Consider the following 17,069-nt stretch of genomic DNA (forward strand, 5'->3'; position numbering starts at 1 on the left):
CATTTGCTTATGATTTGTCTGTAAAAATTTAAATTTTCCTAATAAGGATCCAGAAATAATGAATAGATTATTAGTAACATCACTTGTTTTTGTATGTAGTTACAGCCTTGCTCATGAACCTTATGTTGCGCCATTAGCGTATAAAACTGAGCAGACACAAGTACCTGTAGTAGCTGGTTATGCTGAAGAAGCACTAAATAGTGAATACGCTTTAAAAGATGCCAAGCTTACCGTCATTACCCCTAAACAAGAGCCTAAAGTTATTAATGCTGAAGCCCTACATAAATCTGTAACTGTTTTCGATGTTGCTTTACCGGAAGACGGTACATATATTCTGCAAACTCAGGCGAGTTACCCTTTAAAATACGTATATGATCAAAAGGAGTGGCATTTATTTTTTGATTTACCAGCAGATAAAGCTCCGCCAAGAAAAGAGCGTGACTATCTAATTCCTGCTGATCTTAAAACTAAAAAAATTAAAACAGAGGAAGTAACAAGAGAATGGGTGTTACAAAGTTATCTTTCAAAAGGTAAAGTTTCAGATATTCAACTTCCAAATACACCAGTTAAAGTTAATTTTTCTGTTCATCCTAACCAGCTTAAAGTTACCCAAGCAGTTCAGCTAACCATAAGTGAAAAAGGCCAGAACCTACCTTATGCTGAAATTAATTTAAGAGAAAAAGGTGCAACTGATAAACAAGTACTACATTTTAAAGCTGATGATAAAGGACAAGTTGAACTTAAATTTCCAAAAGCTGGAGAATATTTAATGGAAGTCACAGCTCCAGTGGATTTAAAGTTAAAGCCTAAAAATCAAAATTATACGATTGTTAGCTTACAAGTTACCGAGTAAGAATATTCTCATTTTATAAAAAATAGATCTGAATGGGTCTATTTTTTATTTGTTAGTAAACTTCATATGTAATTAACAAAAACTTATGTTGAGACAAATTAATTAATTTTGTGATAAGATGAATGGTATTCATTAGTGATGATTTATCTCCGTTAACTCTGTTTAGTAATAAACAAGAGATAACTTAAAAATTTATAGATAAATTTATGTATTCAGGCTTGTGCCCATGTTAGAAATTCGACACCTTAAAACTTTAGTTGCTTTACGTGAACATGGTTCACTGGTCGCTGCAGCTAATGACCTATGCTTAACGCCCTCGGCTATTTCTCACCAATTAAAAGAATTAGATCATTGGTATGGGGTAGAGGTGGTTAATCGCCGCAGTCGACCTGTTAGTTTTTCTAATGTAGGACAGCGCCTACTTAAGTTAGCTGATGATGTATTGCCGCAAATTCAGATTACTCAGAGTGATATTACACGTATTGTGCACGGACAAACGGGCAGAATTATTTTTTCATCTGAATGTCATAGCTGTTTTGACTGGCTAATGCCTTTACTTAATCAGTATCGTCAGCAATATCCAGACGTCGATTTAGACTTTGCTTCGGGGTTTGAAGCGAATCCACATGAACTTTTACAAAATGCTGAGTTTGATTTACTTATTACAGCCGATCCGATCGCACTAAAAGGAATCGAATACTTCCCGATTTTTGAATATGAGTCGCGTTTGGTTTTATCAAATACTCATCGATTGGTGCGTGCTGAAAATATTACTGTTCAGGATCTCGCAGAAGAGGTTCTTATTACTTACCCGGTTGATAAGCACCGTTTAGATATCATGTCGAAACTGTTTATACCTGCAAATATTCAACCAAAACAAATCCGAACAACAGACTTAACGCAAATGCTTATTCAACTTGTTGCGAGTGGCCGAGGTATTGCTGCTTTGCCAGATTGGGTAGTCAATGAATACGAACAAAAGGGTTGGGTGACTAGCCGTCGTCTAGATTGTGTTTCTTCAGCAGGTTTAAGACGTACATTGTATGCAGGTTATCGAACTGAAGAAAAAGAGAAGAGCTACTTTGAAGGTTTCTTAAAGCAGCTAGAAAAGTTTTCTTTAAAACGCACTTCTTACTATTCAGGCTAAAAGTACTTATTTAGCCTAAGCATTTATTAAAAGGTACCTTCGGGTGCCTTTTATTTACCTATAAACAAAGATAATAGACCTGCTGCAATCAGCGGGCCAACAGGTACACCACGGAGTAACGCTACACCTGCAACCGTACCAATAAGTAAGCCTGCCACAACATCAGGTTGGCTCGACATAAGTTTTACACCACGACCACCTAGCCACGCGACGAGCAGACCAATTGCAATAGCGACTAAAGATTTAAAACTAATAAAGGATTTTAAAATACTCTCTCCACTAAGCTTGCCACTTGCAATAGGGGTGAGTACGCCAATTGTTAGAATAAGTATGCCTAAGTTTAGTCCATGTGCCTGAATATAAGGAAAAAATTGATTTAATGGCGTGATTTTTATGACGATTAAAATACCTGCTGCGATGGTTACAGCTGCATTTTGACTTAGTAAACCGCAGATAAGTAAAACTAATAAAACAACTAAATTAACATCAAATTGGGCAAGCATGAGAAGCGGCAAGAAAAGCAAATAATTTGAATTGTATAATAATTGAGAGCCAAAATGTCAGAGCTTTTAAGGTTAAAAAAGATCAAACAAAGGCTTTTTAGTGGAAATTTTCTTGTATATGACTCAATGATAAAGAGTTTTATCTGTGGTTACGCTTGGAAACAATGTTATATAAATTAACAACTTAAAAAGTATTCTTTTGAGAGAGTGTGATATAAAAATAATCACTACTCATGAGTACAGGATTAATCTTATGGATATTATAGATATCAAGATCAAAGACCAATTTGATCAAATTCATGATGCGAAAGCTCAATTAAAGAAGAATTTAGTTGAACATGAAAATGAGCCTTTAAAGCTAAGTCAGCGTATCGAACATATTATTGTAGATAATGAGGTGATCTTACCCACTACAGAATTGCTATTTGAAAGTGAACAAAACGAAAAAATTTATCGCGTTATTGAAGAGTAATTCAAAGTTAATGAAGTTAAATGAGAAGATGATAAAGCAGAAGGTAATAAAACACTAAAATTACGTTAAAATAATGGTTTCGTTTTAAAGAGAAAGCTTTATGCTGCTGGAAAAAATTTTACAATCACAAGGGTTTGGTTCACGTAAATATTGTCAGCAGTTAATAAAAAATGGTTCAGTAAGTATTGATGGGGAGGTTGTGGGTGATCTCAAAAAGCAGTTCTCCCCAGAAAATTTTGAGTTTTCCGTTTTTGGCCAAAATTATCAATATAGAGAAAAAATTTATATTGCTCTAAGAAAACCTCAAGGTTTCGAGTGTTCTCATCATCCTCAGCATCATCAAAGTGTTTTTAGCCTACTGCCTGAAACCATGATTCATCGTGGTGTGCAGGCGGTTGGACGCTTGGATCAAGACACAACGGGTCTGCTTTTACTTACTGATGATGGTAAATATCTACAAGCTTTAACTCATCCTCGTAAACATGTACCAAAGGTTTATCACGTTACAACTTACGACCCCGTAACCCCTGAGCAAATTGAAATGCTTACTCAGGGTGTTAATTTACACCAAGAAAAGGGGGTATTTGCTGCCACAGATGTAGCACTACTAGGAACTCATCAATTAACGATGACTATTCATCAAGGTGTTTATCATCAAGTTAAAAGAATGATTGCAGCCGTAGGCAATAAAGTCGAGAAGTTACATCGACATCAAATTGGTCAATTGGTTTTACCTGAAATTGAGGAAGGGGGCTGGGTATATTTGTCGGAGCAGGAAAAACAACTCGCCCAAAATATTATTTAAGAAAACAATGAAATGTCTGAAACTCACTGTCTCTAATAAACCCCATTTTTTCATAGAGGCGGTGAGATTCATGATTATTCGATTGGGTTTCTAGGCTAATACGTAAAGCATTTTCTTGTTTTGCAAATAAAATCGCTGTATCAATGAGCTGTTTTGCCGAGCCTTGACGACGGAATAGGGGGGTAACATATACATCATCTAAGATGTAGTAAGTTGAACAAGCAACTGAAGAAAAACCTAAATAAAGCAATACGAACCCAGTAATTTTTTCGTCCTTAATATGGATAAAAAATACGCTCTCTTTATTCTCAAAACGTTGTTTTAAAAAATGATGGGATTCTTCGAGATTAGAAGATGCACCATAAAATTGTCGGTATTCATCAAATAGGACAGCGAGTTGGCTTAGATCTTCATAGGTCGCTCGTCTTACAATCATTAGGCGCTCCTTGTATTTATGTTTATATTTTTACAAAGAGAGCATAACTAAAAAAAGAAGCGAATTGACGTTAAAAGTTGTTTAAAAATGCAACACCGTTAAGTTTTGTCACTTTCACCTAATAGTGCATTTAACTCTTCAAATAAATCTTCATGGTCATCATCTTCATTTAAAGTTGAAGCGTTCTGATTTAATGAAGATGCTTTTGCTTTTCTCAGTTTTAATAATTGTTCCATATTAATATTCTGGTTTTCGATCGCAAAAGGAATAGATTTGGTTAAGACGACTTGTTTAAAGAACAGTCGCACTGCTTGGGCAGGGGTAATCCCCAATTGTTTAAAAACAGCAAAAGCCTGTTTTTTCTCTTGGGAGTCAAGTCGAACCTGATAAACTTCTGTTTTTCGCATGAATAACAAAACCAAATGATTTTTAATTTTTAGGGATTTATTTTAAACCATCGGAATGTAATTTCAATGTCTTTCAGCATAAAAAATAATCTTTTTGTCATTACGATGCGATTACAGTGTCAATTCAAGCTGTGAATTGAAAACCATTTCCTGTTTTGTTAGCGGGTCTATAAAAGAAATTTGCTTAGCTAGAAGCTGTAAGGGCTGAGAAAAATCATCATCGGCTTTATGTTGAACTATTGGATAAAACGGATCATTTTTAATCGGAATTCCCAAATGATTTAAATGGACGCGGAGTTGATGCTGTTTTCCGGTGGTTGGCGTTAAACAATATTTAGCCCATGAGTGATTATGTTCAATCAGCTCAATTTTAGTTTCGGTATTGGTTTTTGTATGTGCAATCACCTGCATTGTATAAAAGGGTGTACCTTTATCTAAATACAGTTTTAAACTCTGAGGAAATTTTAATTCAGCTTTATATGGAGCGATTGCATGGTAAATCTTATTGACTTGACGATCTGCAAATAACTGTTGGTAAATTCCACGTGACTGCGGTCGTTTGCAAAATAAAACGACACCGGCAGTTTCACGATCTAATCGGTGGATCGGGGTTAAAAACTCATTACCAGTTTGCTTTTTTAATCGGACTAATAATGTTTCTTGTACATATTGTCCTGTTGGGCTAATCGTTAAAAAATGGGGTTTATCTACAACAAGCAAGTCATCATTTTCAAATAAAATCTGATGCTCAAAGGGAACATGTACTTCGTTAGCAAGGAATCGGTAATAAAAAATATGTGTGTTTGCTATATAAGAGCTGTTTAATGTTAATTTTTCGCCATTTGCCGCGTAAATAAGCCCATCTTGAAAACGCTGCTGCCACTCTGTTGCTTTTATATGAGGAAAATTTTCGCAAAGAAATTGATAGATGGTTTGTGCTGTCGTTTGTGGAGGAAGATAGACTTGGCTTGCGCTTACGCCATCAATCATAGGTGGGAAAAATTCAATCGGGTTAGACATAAAAGTGTGTCAATATTTAATAAATGTGATGTAAAAAAAGCCAACGTTAAGCACTTAAGTAGGCTTTAAAGCAGGGCAATGGTATCATATCGATTATTTTGAATCATGTTATGTGTGTTATGTCGTATTCATTGAAAATGGTCTTAAATCATGAAGAAGATACCCAGCGTTTAGCTCAGGCATTGGCGCAGCATGTTCAAGCTGGCGTGATTTATCTGATTGGAGATTTGGGCGCCGGTAAAACGACATTGACCCGTTATTTTTTGCAAGCTCTAGGGCATAAAGGCTCGGTTAAAAGTCCGACGTATACGTTGGTTGAACCATATAAAATCAATAATAAAGAAATTTTTCATTTTGACTTATATCGTCTCAATGATCCGTACGAACTTGAATTAATGGGAATCCGTGATTATCTAGATATTCAGGATGCACTATTTTTATTTGAGTGGCCATCGAAAGGTGGAGACGAAATCCCTGAAGCAGATATCATCATTGATATTCAAAAATCAGATGATGAACTCAATCGTTTCGTCACCTTAACTTTACCAACAGAGCATTTGTACCAGACTTTGCAGGAACAGCTTCATGACTGATGAAAAGCTAACACAACGTCGTATTCATACATTAGACGCCGCGTTAGCGAACCAGATTGCTGCCGGTGAGGTGATTGAACGTCCTTCATCGGTCGTAAAAGAATTATTAGAAAACTCAATTGATGCAGGTGCAACCGAATTAATTGTGCGGATTGCACAAGGCGGCTCAACATTAATCGAGATTATTGACAATGGACATGGGATTCATCCTGATGATTTACCATTGGCAGTGATGCGCCATGCAACCAGTAAAATTAAAACAGCAGAAGATTTACATGCCATTGTTAGCTTAGGTTTCCGTGGTGAAGCACTTGCTTCTATTGCAGCAGTTTCACGATTGACTTTAACCAGTAGCCAAGATGAAAGCGGAATTGGTCATCAGGTTGAGGTGAATGGTACCGCCTTTGATCATCAACAAGTCCAAGCTGTTGCTGCACAAAAGGGCACCCATATTCGAGTTCAGGACTTGTTTTTTAATGTGCCCGCTCGCCGTAAATTTTTAAAAAAACCAACCACTGAATTTGGGCATATTGAAGAAATTGTACGCCGTTTAGCTTTAACGCATTTTGATATACGTTTTGTACTTGAGCATAACGATAATATTCGAATTAATTTACCAATAGCAGATAGCGGTGAATTAAGATTTCAGCGTGTACAGCAATTATTGGGTCAACAGTTTGTTCAAAATGCTTACTGGATCGATGCCGAAAGTATTAACATGCGTTTGTCAGGTTGGCTAGGGCATCCTTCAGATGCACGTGCCCAAGCAGACTTACAATATGTGTATGTAAATGGCCGAATTGTGAAAGATAAAACCATTTCACATGCTTTAAGAATGGCATATGACGGTATTTTACATGGCCATCAGCATTCATCTTATTTACTTTTCTTAGAAGTCGATCCTGAAAATATTGATGTTAACGTTCACCCGACGAAACATGAGATTCGTTTTCTAAATCAACGTGAAGTACATGAGTTTATAAGACATTATGCTAAAGAAACGTTAGCACAATTTCAGACAGCTAGTGCTGATTTAGCACAAGCCATGAAAGTGGACGATACTCAAAGTCTTTCGGTACAACCTCAGCCTAAATACCAAGAACAATTTACATTGCACCGTACAGCGCAAGCCGCTGATACAGTAGTAGACACGCCAAATGGTTATCAGCCTTCTACTGAGCTTTTAACTGATTTTAATAATAGTCGTCCCCAAGCTGTTCATTATGCGGAACAAACTCCAAAATATAATGGTTCTGCGCAGTTGAATAATGCATTAAAAACTTACTTGGCTCCATTACGTGATCAACCTGCTAATTTTTCAGTTGATGAAAATATTGAGCCTGTCGCTAAGGTAGATGAATTTCCATTAGGTATTGCCATTGCCCAGCTTCATGGAATTTATATTTTGGCGCAAAATACTGAAGGCTTGATTATTGTTGATATGCATGCAGCACATGAGCGTATTTTGCTGCAACAAATGAAAAATGCTTGGGATAAACCTGAGTTTTGGACATCTCAACAGTTGCTTATCCCTAAAGTGATCTCAATTAGTCGTATGCAAGCTGTTCGTGTTGAGGATTTAAAACCTCAGCTTGAACGCTTAGGGTTAGAGATTGATTTATATGGCGATGAGCAAGTCATTGTGCGTGGTGTGCCGGCTATTTTGCAAAAAGCGGATTTTGAAAATCTTATTCCCGAACTTCTCAATGACTTAGATCCAAATGATGAAGCACAAGGTTTATTGCAAAAGCGTGATGAACTGTTAGCTGGTATGGCGTGTCATGGTGCAGTACGTGCTCATCGACAACTTAGTCTCTCAGAAATGAATGCTTTACTTCGCCAAATGGAACAAACCGAATTTGCGAGCCAATGTAACCATGGTCGCCCAACTTGGCGTGCATTTCCATTATCTCAACTAGATAAATTATTTGCTCGAGGAGAGTAGTTTTACATGTCAAACCAATTGCCCGTCATCAATTTAATGGGACCGACTGCAAGCGGAAAAACCGCTTTGGCATGTGAACTCTATGAACGTGGAAATTTTGAATTAATTTCAGTTGATTCTGCACTTGTATATAAAGATATGGATATTGGTACGGCTAAGCCAACACGTGAAGAGCAGGAGCTATATCCACATCATTTAATTGATATTATTACTCCACTTGAGGTCTATTCGGCTGCTCAGTTTGTTGAAGATGCTTGTGCTTTAATTGATGAGATGCATTCACGTGGCAAAACTCCTATTTTGGTAGGAGGAACCATGCTGTATTTCAAAGCTCTTTTAGAAGGATTATCAAGTAACTTGCCAAGTGCAGATGCAAATGTTCGCGCAGCAATTGAAGAAAAAGCAGCAAATGAAGGGTGGCAAGCTGTTTATGATGAGCTGGTAGCAGTAGATCCGGCGGCTGGAGTAAAGTTTAAGGTTTCTGATAAACAAAGAATTATTCGGGCGTTGGAAGTTTACCGTATTACAGGTCAACCAATTACCAAATTGCAGGCAGAACAACCAAAAAATGTACCATATCGATACACATTTCATAACTACGCTTTACTTCCAGATCGGTTAGAATTACATCAACGCATTGAGCAAAGATTAAGCAAAATGTGGGATATCGGTTTTTTGAGTGAAGTCGAGTCTCTAATTGAAAAATACGATTTAGATGAAAATTTACCCTCTATGCGTTCTGTTGGTTATCGACAAGCTCTAGAATTTCTATTAAAAAGTGATATGAGTCTCAAAAAAAAGCAGGAAATGGAGGATAAAGCCTTATTTGCAACACGACAACTTGCCAAACGTCAATATACGTGGTTACGTTCTTTGCAAGAAATACACGATTTTAAAACTTACTTGACGATAAAGCAGGCGAAAGAAGACTTGCGAAACTCTTATGGATAAAGCAAAATTTGCACACTGTCTTTTTATAATTTTTAGTTGAAAAATAAAGATAGTTTTTTTGCGCTGATTTAAAAATTTTTTTTTGGAGTTAAAAATGTCTAAAGGTCAAACTTTACAAGATCCGTTCTTAAATTCTCTCCGTAAAGAACGCATCCCAGTTTCTATTTTCCTTGTTAACGGTATTAAATTACAAGGTCATATTGAATCTTTTGACCAATATGTTGTTTTATTAAAAAATACTGTAAGTCAAATGGTTTACAAACACGCAATTTCTACAGTTGTTCCAGCTCGTAACCCACGTCCAGCAGGTGCACAAGGTGCAGGTTTCCCAGCTCAGGGTGGTAGTCAAGGTGGCTTCGGTGGTCAAGGCGCTGGCTTTGGTGGTGCTCAAGGTGCTGGCTTTGGTGGTCAAGGCGGCTTCGGTGGTCAAGGCGGCTTCGGCGGTCAAGGCGGCTTTGGTGGTCAAGGCGGCTTCGGTGGTCAGGGCGGCTTCGGTGGTCAAGGCGGCTTCGGTGGTCAAGGCGGCTTCGGCGGACATCAAGGCGGTTTTGATAACGATTCTAAATTTGAAGATGGTCAAGACGACGAAAACAATCGTTAATTGATTAGCTTGAAAAAAACCAGTCAGTGATGACTGGTTTTTTTATGGCTTTAAAAATATAAAAAAGCATATTAAAGCTACCTGCGGTCCATCTCTGTTTCTTAAAATTTAGATTAATAGGTTCTTTGCAAATGGTATTAATATTTGCTGCAGCATTGTGCAGTGTTCTGGTTTCTGTACTACTTAAAAATTTAAAGAAAAAGGGATATCAACCCATGCAAATGATTGCATGGAATTACGCAAGTGCCAGCTTGCTATGTTATCTGTGGTTTAAGCCAGATATTCAGCATATTTCTATACAACATATACCTTGGTGGCTAATTGTGGCGTTAGGCGTCATTCTACCGAGTATTTTTTTATGCCTTGCTAAATCTTTAGAGTACGCAGGTATTGTCAAAACCGAAATTGCTCAGCGGCTGTCCGTGGTACTTTCTTTATTGGCGGCTTATTTCTTTTTCCAAGAGCAGTTTAATTCTCTTAAATTATTAGGGATAGGTTTGGGAATTTTTGCTGTTCTCTTAATTTTATTAGGTCATTTCAACGAGTCTTCCGGAGCTCGGTCAAAAAAAGCAATTTTTGCTTTGATGAGTGTCTGGTTTGGATATGCCGCTGTAGATATCTTGTTAAAATATACGAGTAGCTTAGGCCTACAGTTTACTTTGACTTTAAATCTAATTTTTATAACGGCCTTTGTTTTATCGATTATTTATTTAATATTTCAAAAAAATTCAGCATGGCATTTTAAAAATACTTTTGCTGGGTTAATGCTAGGCGTACTAAATTTTTCGAACATTGCCCTATACGTTAAAGCGCATATTTTACTCAAAGATTCTCCAGCCATTGTCTTTGCGAGTATGAATATTTTGGTTGTGTTACTTGGAATAGTTTGTGGCGTAGTTTTATATAAAGAAAAATTAAAACTCCCAACGATTTTAGGAACGATTTTGGGAATAAGTGGATTGGTTTGTTTAGCCTTAGCTATGAAATAGGAGTTCAAAAGACTGTTCTTTTGAACCCCACTAAATTCTTATAAATGTGTAAAAATCACTTCATCCGGCAGACGAGATTTTGGCAATTTCGCATTGAAGTCATTTTCGCTTCTATAACCCAGTGAAACAATTACAGAGCTACGCAAACCTTTTTCTTTTAAGCCAAATTCTTCATTTAAAACATCTTCGTCAAAGCCACCCATTGGAGTTGCATCTATACCTTCAAGACCAGCTGCAAACAGTAGTTGTCCTAAAGCGATAAAAGTTTGATTTTCCATCCAGCCGAATAAGTTCTTTTGCTCATTACGGTAAAACTCAACATAGCCATGACGAGTATCCTTTTGACCAAGTTTGGCTTTCTCATCTTTAAAACGACCACTTAAATCATCTTGTTCAAGTAACTGGTTTAAATATTCGGGTGAAATATCTGTTCTTGTACAAAATACAAGGGTATGTGATGACTCAAGAACCTTGGGTGCATTGTAGGCATATCGTCCTGTTAAGGCTTTGGTAATGCGTTCTTTAGCAGTAGGATTGTCTGCAACCAAGAAATGCCAAGGTTGAATATTCACTGAAGAAGGGGTAAAGCGTAAAATTTCTAATAACTTATTGAATTTTTCTTGAGGAATTTTTTTCTCGGGATCGTACGCTTTGGTAGTGTAGCGACTTTTAACCGTATTTAATAAATCCATACTTTACTCCATATCAATCTTATTACAATGGAAGGGTTCTAATCTTTGGCATCATACGCGATTTTAGAGAAAAACATCTGCATTTTAATGTGATAAAGAAATATAATACTTATATAAATTTTTTACTAATTTATTGAAAATGTTTGAATTAATACCAATTAATCGGAAAAGTAAGCTGCGAGAAATTAGAATTATTAAAGCCTTTCTAATTTTTGCATTTGTATTGTGTCTTTTAATTTTATATATCGAATATCAAAAGTATGCACATATAAACTAGAAATTTGTATATATTACCTGTCTATGTATGATTTGGGATTTTGATTTAAATAAAAAAATTAAAGAATTGAAAGTTCAAATAAAAAGTGATTAATTTCTAGCTAATAATTCCAGACAATCAATTCGAGCTGTTGCGTATTTGAAGATGGATCAATTTCCAGAATATAAGCCTGATCTTCACGCCAATCGCCAAGAACAATCCGCTGTTTATGTTGTAATTGATGAATTGCTGGACGGTGAGTGTGTCCATGAATAAGTATATCTACATCTGTGAGGGCAGAGAGAACAGCTTGTTCATTTACATCCATAATTTCATAACTTTTTTGCTGTTTGTCTGAATGACTTCTTTTGCGAAAACCATTGACCAGTTTTGTACGGAAACTCAAGGGGGTACAGCGTAAAAAAGCAACTAGGAAGGGATTTCGAATAATTTTTTTAAATCTTTGATAGGAAATATCATCAGTACATAACGCATCGCCATGTTCCAAACGGTATTGGTGACCTGCAATGTTGAGATAATAAATATCAGGAAGTAATACACCATTAAACTTATCAAGGAAAACCTGATTTAAAGCAAAGTCTCGGTTACCCACTTGGAAATAAACGCGATTCCCTTTTTGGTTAAATACTTTTAAAGCCTCGACAATTTCGTCGAGCCAAGGCGCTGAATAGTCATCACCAATCCAAGCATTAAACCAATCACCTAAAATATAAAGCTGTGTTTGTTTATTTTGATAATGTACCAACAAATCTAAAAACCCTCGAACGAGTCGAGGGTGTTCAGGTGACAAGTGTAAATCTGAAATAAACAGATAAGTCACAGCTTTATCCTAAAATTATTCAGAAATAATTTTAGCAGATTCAATAACAACGTTTTCTAAAGGAACGTCAGCGTGATAACCACGGTTACCTGTACGTACGCCTTTGATTGCTTCTACAACGTCCATACCTTCAACAACTTTACCGAATACAGCATAACCCCAACCTTGTGCAGTTTTTGAAGTATGGTTCAAGAAAGAGTTATTTTTTACGTTGATGAAGAATTGTGCAGAAGCAGAGTGTGGAGCTTGAGTACGTGCCATTGCAATGGTACCTACATCGTTGCTTAAACCGTTGTCAGCTTCGTTTTCAATCGCATCACGAGTTGCTTTTTCTTTGAAGTTTTCGTCAAAGCCACCACCTTGGATCATGAAACCGTCAATAACGCGGTGGAAAATCACGCCATCATAGAAACCGTCACGTACGTATTCTAGAAAATTAGCAGCCGTTTTCGGTGCTTTTTCAGTGTTAAGCTCAAGAACAATACGACCTTTGTTGGTGTTTAATTCGACTTGAGGAAAACTCATTACATTAATCTCCTAAACATGGGCAAATTGACCATGGGTTTTTGGTTGAGAGAAGCATAAGCAAACTGTAAACTACAAGGCAAGTAAAAAACGTTAAAATCTTTGTGAAAAATGAAGATAGCGTTTATTTTTTCGAAATTTTATCTACAAAGAAGTGATTGATACACTATGAAGCCTAATGATGTTGTCTCGAACCTGCCAAACAACCCGACACCGAATACTCATGCCTCTGTCGATTCTGCGCAGCAAGAACAACAGGCTGGATTAGATTTTGTTCGCCAAGTCATTACCGATGATTTAGCTGCCGGACGTGCCAAACAAATCGTAACGCGTTTCCCGCCAGAACCAAATGGTTATTTACATATTGGTCACGTAAAAGCAATTTGCCTCAACTTTGGCGTTGCTGAAGAGTTTAATGGTCTTTGTAATTTACGTTTTGACGATACCAACCCGGATGCGGAAGAACAAGAGTATGTTGATGGGATCGCCAATGATGTGAAATGGCTTGGATTTAGCTGGAATGGCGAACCACGTTATGCTTCTGGTTATTTTGACCAGCTTTATGCTTGGGCAATTCAGTTGATTGAACAAGGCGATGCATATGTTGATTTGCAGTCTCCAGAAGAAATCAAATTAAATCGTGGTAGCTTTGTTGAGCCAGGTAAAAATTCGCCATATCGTGATGCTTCTGTTGAAGAAAACCTTGCTCGTTTTGAAAAAATGCGCAATGGTGAACTTAAAGAGGGTGAAGCTGTTTTACGTGCCAAAATTGATATGGCAAGCCCGAATGTACATATGCGTGACCCAATTTTGTATCGTGTTTTACATTCAGAGCATCACCAAACAGGCGATAAGTGGAAAATCTACCCAATGTATGACTATGCTCATCCATTGTCTGATGCGATCGAAGGAATCACACATTCACTTTGTACATTAGAGTTCCAAGACCACCGTCCGTTTTATGACTGGATTGTTGAAAAAGTTAAGTCTAAAGCTGTGCCGCACCAGTATGAATCTTCTCGTTTAAACGTAGATTACACCATTACGTCTAAACGTAAATTACGTAAATTGGTTGAAGGCGGTTATGTGAATGGATGGGATGATCCTCGTATGCCAACGGTTGTCGGTATGCGTCGCCGTGGTTTCACACCAGAAGGCCTACGTGATTTCTGTAAACGTGTAGGTGTGTCTAAAACTGACGGTATTGTGGATGTCGCAATGCTTGAGTTCTGTATTCGTCAATCTTTAGAGAATACGGCAGCACGCGGTATGGCAGTGTTAAATCCATTAAAAGTAACACTTACGAACTTACCAGAAGATTTAGACCTTACCCATGCTCGTCATCCTAATGTCGATATGGGTGAGCGCGTGATTCCATTGACTAAAGAAATCTATATTGACCGTAAAGATTTCGAAGAAGTACCGCCAAAAGGCTTTAAACGTTTAATTCCTGATGGTGAAGTTCGTTTACGCCATGCATATGTGATTAAGTGTGATGAAGTCATTAAAGATGCAAACGGTGAAGTCGTTGAGCTGAAGTGTTCGATCGATCCGGATACTTTAGGTAAAAATCCTGAAGGTCGCAAAGTAAAAGGCGTAATTCACTGGGTATCTGCAACTAAAGGTATTCCTGCTGAAGTACGTATTTATGATCGATTGTTTACAGAAGCTGACCCTGAAACTGGTGATGATTTCTTAGCAAACTTAAATCCAGATTCCTTGAAAGTGGTTCAAGCTGTGATCGAACCTGCTTTAGCTCAAGCGAAGCCAGAAGATCGCTTCCAATTTGAACGCGAAGGTTATTTCGTTGCTGATCAATACGATCATACTCCTGAGAAGCCTGTGTTTAACCGTGTTCTTGACTTAAAAGACAGCTTCAAGCCTGAGAAAAAGTAAGAGATTGATTATCTCTTACTTTTTCGCAAGACGAATACCATGTGGTGAGTAAACAGCAGATATAAAAAAGCCCAACTGTAAAGTTGGGCTTTTTATTTAGGAGTCTTCTCATATTTTCTTTTTCTTTATGATTAACGTCCTTGGCAAAGTAGCTTAGGCCGGGTTAATCACATAAAAATAAAGAACTAATAGTATGAGAAGCATAGTTGAAAGCATTAAATAAGTATTAACCGTATTAAAGCTTTTAATAAACTTCCAGATATCCATAGTAAATCAGCGTATATTTTATGTTACAAATTAATAATACACTGAAATTTTTCTGAAATGTTTCTAAAAATAAAATATAAAGCTTTTTTGCTTAAAAAACAATCAAAAAATACGAGGTAGTAAAAAGCTATATTTAATGTGGATTAAAAATCACTCATTTAAGCACTATATCCAATTCTTTTTAAGAATTTTTGAATGATTTCAAATGCAGCTTGCTCAAGTGCAGGGGCATATTCAATATTTTGCTCACGCAGTTTTGGAATTGAAATTTTGGCATTACGAAGTTCACATGTATGACCAATGAGCCATTTCTCAAAATTTTCTTCTGTTGTTTCAATATGAAACTGCAAGGCAAGAATATTATTTCCAACTTCAAATGCCTGATTAGTATAAATCTCTGAACTAGCTAATAACACTGCGTTTTCAGGCAGGTCAAAAGTGTCGCCATGCCAGTGTAAAACATGCACATTATTAAGCAAAGGCGATAATACCTGATTAGGACGTAAACTTAAGCTTAAGGCTCCCCAGCCAATTTCTTTTTGATGGCCTGCATATACTTTGGCGCCAAGTGCATGCGCAATAAGCTGTGCGCCTAGGCAAATACCAAGTGTAGGTTTATCTGCTGCCAAGCGTTGTTTAAGTAAAGCGATTTCATCTTTTAAAAACGGATAATCTTCGGTTTCATAAACTCCGATTGGGCCGCCTAAAATAATAGTTAAACCGTCATGTGTAAAAGCAGGGGTTAAATCATCCACACCTGCTTCAAAATAGCGGACACGAAACCCAAGTTGATAAAAAACATCTTCTAATGAACCTAGGTCTTCGAAAGCAAGATGCTGAATGGCATAAATAGTTTTAGGGAAGGCGTTTGTTGTGTTCATACAAATGATTTAGAGAAGATCAATAGGTGGAGTATAGCGATAAATATAAAGAAGAAAATATCCATACAAATCGTCAATACCTGAAAATTGCTATTTTTCGTTAAGATAATCTTGTTACGCATAAATATTTTGTAGGGAAGAAATATCTACGCGTAACTGCTATTTAAAATAAAAGCTTTGCGTTTTCATTATGGTCGATATTTGAAAGTTGATGTTCATCTTTTAAATTCACTCCTGAAAAGCCAAGCTGTTTCGATTTTCTCATTAATGCCATTAAACGTTGTACAGCAACCGGAATACTTAAACCTGCTGAGCGAACATTTGAAATACAGTTGCGTTTGGAATCGAGACAGCCTGAATATGCATTCCATGTGTAGTAAATCCCCATACTGTCAGGAGAGCTTAAACCAGGGCGTTCTCCAATCAGCATGACTAACATGGATGCTTTAAAAATTTCTGCAACTTCATCGCCTAAAGCAACTCTGCTTCCTGTTGCAAGTACAATCGGGGCAAGGCTCCAATTTTCTTGCTGAATTTGTTCACTTAGCGCTGCAATAAATACAATAGCATTTGCTTCAATCGCTCTTGCAGAGAGACCGTCACCTACCACAATACAAACATCATACTGTTGCGGGTTTTCTGCATACTTCTTAATTAAGGTATCTTTTGATGGATTTGAAAGTTGGCGCCCCAAATCCGGGCGTTTAAGATAAATTTCTTTATTAGGTGCATTACTTTGTATATGAAAACTTTGCAGCTGCTGCTGTGCTAATTGCTCCGAGAGGTAGGAAACATCCATCTCTTGATAAACAGCATCTTTTGCTTGTGCATGAGACAACTGAAACTCAAGTAAGGCGCGTGTTGGGATACTACAACCTGCACGACCCAGAGCAATGCGGGCATCGGTAAACTGTTTGAGCTTTTCCCACTGATCCTGATGGGTAGAGGATGGATATTGAATATCACGATTAAGTTTCATGGTGTTCTCC

19 protein-coding genes and 1 pseudogene are annotated in these 17,069 nt (G+C 37.1%); 11 read left to right on the forward strand and 9 right to left on the reverse strand.

The features are described from left to right. The first annotated feature begins 58 nt into the window (after nucleotides 1-58). Complete coding sequence (locus MKL36_RS14775; RefSeq protein ID WP_001080992.1) at nucleotides 59-853, forward strand: DUF4198 domain-containing protein; 795 nt, start codon at nucleotides 59-61, stop codon at nucleotides 851-853. 226 nt (nucleotides 854-1,079) lie between these two features. After that, nucleotides 1,080-2,000, forward strand: coding sequence for a LysR family transcriptional regulator (locus MKL36_RS14780; protein WP_000890091.1), 921 nt, complete (start codon nucleotides 1,080-1,082; stop codon nucleotides 1,998-2,000). Between the two features lie 50 nt (nucleotides 2,001-2,050). Here the strand turns inward: MKL36_RS14780 and MKL36_RS14785 are convergent, their stop codons facing one another. Then, nucleotides 2,051-2,503, reverse strand: a complete 453-nt coding sequence (locus tag MKL36_RS14785) for a DUF441 domain-containing protein (RefSeq protein WP_000880860.1) — start codon at nucleotides 2,501-2,503, stop codon at nucleotides 2,051-2,053. A 253-nt stretch (nucleotides 2,504-2,756) separates the two neighbouring features. Between MKL36_RS14785 and MKL36_RS14790 the strand changes: the two genes are divergently transcribed. Both MKL36_RS14790 and MKL36_RS14795 read left to right on the forward strand, forming a co-directional pair. Then, complete coding sequence (locus MKL36_RS14790) at nucleotides 2,757-2,975, forward strand: hypothetical protein (RefSeq protein ID WP_000351255.1); 219 nt, start codon at nucleotides 2,757-2,759, stop codon at nucleotides 2,973-2,975. Nucleotides 2,976-3,075: 100 nt separating this feature from the next. Then, complete coding sequence (locus MKL36_RS14795) at nucleotides 3,076-3,780, forward strand: pseudouridine synthase (protein WP_000923630.1); 705 nt, start codon at nucleotides 3,076-3,078, stop codon at nucleotides 3,778-3,780. Here MKL36_RS14795 and MKL36_RS14800 read toward each other — a convergent pair. The 3 genes from MKL36_RS14800 to MKL36_RS14810 all read right to left on the reverse strand — a co-directional run bounded on the left by MKL36_RS14800 (nucleotide 3,773) and on the right by MKL36_RS14810 (nucleotide 5,643). Further along, nucleotides 3,773-4,216 carry a GNAT family N-acetyltransferase gene (locus MKL36_RS14800; protein ID WP_000637089.1) on the reverse strand — a complete coding sequence of 148 codons (444 nt, stop codon included), beginning with the start codon at nucleotides 4,214-4,216 and terminating at the stop codon, nucleotides 3,773-3,775. The two genes, MKL36_RS14795 and MKL36_RS14800, sit on opposite strands and share 8 nt — an antisense overlap. 98 nt (nucleotides 4,217-4,314) lie before the next feature. Next, nucleotides 4,315-4,623 (reverse strand): type II toxin-antitoxin system RelB/DinJ family antitoxin, encoded by a 309-nt coding sequence (locus MKL36_RS14805; RefSeq protein ID WP_001232531.1) that lies wholly within the window; start codon nucleotides 4,621-4,623, stop codon nucleotides 4,315-4,317. A gap of 111 nt (nucleotides 4,624-4,734) precedes the next feature. Further along, a complete protein-coding gene (locus MKL36_RS14810) occupies nucleotides 4,735-5,643 on the reverse strand; it encodes a pseudouridine synthase (protein WP_017725017.1) in 909 nt (302 codons plus the stop codon). Nucleotides 5,644-5,762: 119 nt separating this feature from the next. Between MKL36_RS14810 and tsaE the strand changes: the two genes are divergently transcribed. The 5 genes from tsaE to MKL36_RS14835 all read left to right on the forward strand — a co-directional run bounded on the left by tsaE (nucleotide 5,763) and on the right by MKL36_RS14835 (nucleotide 10,722). Continuing rightward, entirely contained in the window at nucleotides 5,763-6,236 is a 474-nt protein-coding gene (gene tsaE / locus MKL36_RS14815) for a tRNA (adenosine(37)-N6)-threonylcarbamoyltransferase complex ATPase subunit type 1 TsaE (protein ID WP_031944287.1), read from the forward strand. Next, a complete protein-coding gene (mutL, locus tag MKL36_RS14820; protein ID WP_021510420.1) occupies nucleotides 6,229-8,181 on the forward strand; it encodes a DNA mismatch repair endonuclease MutL in 1,953 nt (650 codons plus the stop codon). Before tsaE ends, mutL begins: the two co-directional genes overlap by 8 nt. A 6-nt stretch (nucleotides 8,182-8,187) precedes the next feature. Next, nucleotides 8,188-9,132 carry a tRNA (adenosine(37)-N6)-dimethylallyltransferase MiaA gene (gene miaA, locus MKL36_RS14825; protein ID WP_000070779.1) on the forward strand — a complete coding sequence of 315 codons (945 nt, stop codon included), beginning with the start codon at nucleotides 8,188-8,190 and terminating at the stop codon, nucleotides 9,130-9,132. Nucleotides 9,133-9,226: 94 nt separating this feature from the next. Next, nucleotides 9,227-9,733, forward strand: a complete 507-nt coding sequence (gene hfq / locus MKL36_RS14830; RefSeq protein ID WP_000033651.1) for an RNA chaperone Hfq — start codon at nucleotides 9,227-9,229, stop codon at nucleotides 9,731-9,733. A 131-nt stretch (nucleotides 9,734-9,864) separates the two neighbouring features. Beyond that, a complete protein-coding gene (locus tag MKL36_RS14835) occupies nucleotides 9,865-10,722 on the forward strand; it encodes a DMT family transporter (protein WP_021510421.1) in 858 nt (285 codons plus the stop codon). A 38-nt stretch (nucleotides 10,723-10,760) separates the two neighbouring features. On the opposite strand, the gene nfsB is transcribed toward MKL36_RS14835, so the two are convergent. Next, nucleotides 10,761-11,414, reverse strand: a complete 654-nt coding sequence (gene nfsB / locus MKL36_RS14840; protein ID WP_021510422.1) for an oxygen-insensitive NAD(P)H nitroreductase — start codon at nucleotides 11,412-11,414, stop codon at nucleotides 10,761-10,763. 139 nt (nucleotides 11,415-11,553) lie between these two features. On the opposite strand from nfsB, the pseudogene MKL36_RS14845 reads away from it, so the two are divergent. Next, nucleotides 11,554-11,784 (forward strand): annotated as a pseudogene (locus MKL36_RS14845) (hypothetical protein). A gap of 7 nt (nucleotides 11,785-11,791) precedes the next feature. Here MKL36_RS14845 and MKL36_RS14850 read toward each other — a convergent pair. Further along, a complete protein-coding gene (locus MKL36_RS14850; RefSeq protein ID WP_021510423.1) occupies nucleotides 11,792-12,511 on the reverse strand; it encodes a UDP-2,3-diacylglucosamine diphosphatase in 720 nt (239 codons plus the stop codon). Nucleotides 12,512-12,526: 15 nt separating this feature from the next. After that, complete coding sequence (locus MKL36_RS14855) at nucleotides 12,527-13,036, reverse strand: peptidylprolyl isomerase (RefSeq protein WP_000009660.1); 510 nt, start codon at nucleotides 13,034-13,036, stop codon at nucleotides 12,527-12,529. Nucleotides 13,037-13,204: 168 nt separating this feature from the next. Between MKL36_RS14855 and MKL36_RS14860 the strand changes: the two genes are divergently transcribed. Then, nucleotides 13,205-14,932 carry a glutamine--tRNA ligase/YqeY domain fusion protein gene (locus tag MKL36_RS14860; RefSeq protein WP_000803938.1) on the forward strand — a complete coding sequence of 576 codons (1,728 nt, stop codon included), beginning with the start codon at nucleotides 13,205-13,207 and terminating at the stop codon, nucleotides 14,930-14,932. A 425-nt stretch (nucleotides 14,933-15,357) separates the two neighbouring features. On the opposite strand, the gene MKL36_RS14865 is transcribed toward MKL36_RS14860, so the two are convergent. Further along, on the reverse strand, nucleotides 15,358-16,080 hold the full coding sequence (locus MKL36_RS14865; protein ID WP_021510424.1) for a glutamine amidotransferase: 723 nt from the start codon (nucleotides 16,078-16,080) through the stop codon (nucleotides 15,358-15,360). A 163-nt stretch (nucleotides 16,081-16,243) separates the two neighbouring features. After that, a complete protein-coding gene (gene eutC / locus MKL36_RS14870; protein ID WP_000774021.1) occupies nucleotides 16,244-17,059 on the reverse strand; it encodes an ethanolamine ammonia-lyase subunit EutC in 816 nt (271 codons plus the stop codon). Between the last annotated feature and the right edge of the window lie 10 nt (nucleotides 17,060-17,069).

Source organism: Acinetobacter sp. AOR12_HL, from assembly GCF_027855275.1.
In the GTDB taxonomy this organism is placed as follows: Bacteria; Pseudomonadota; Gammaproteobacteria; order Pseudomonadales; family Moraxellaceae; genus Acinetobacter; species Acinetobacter baumannii.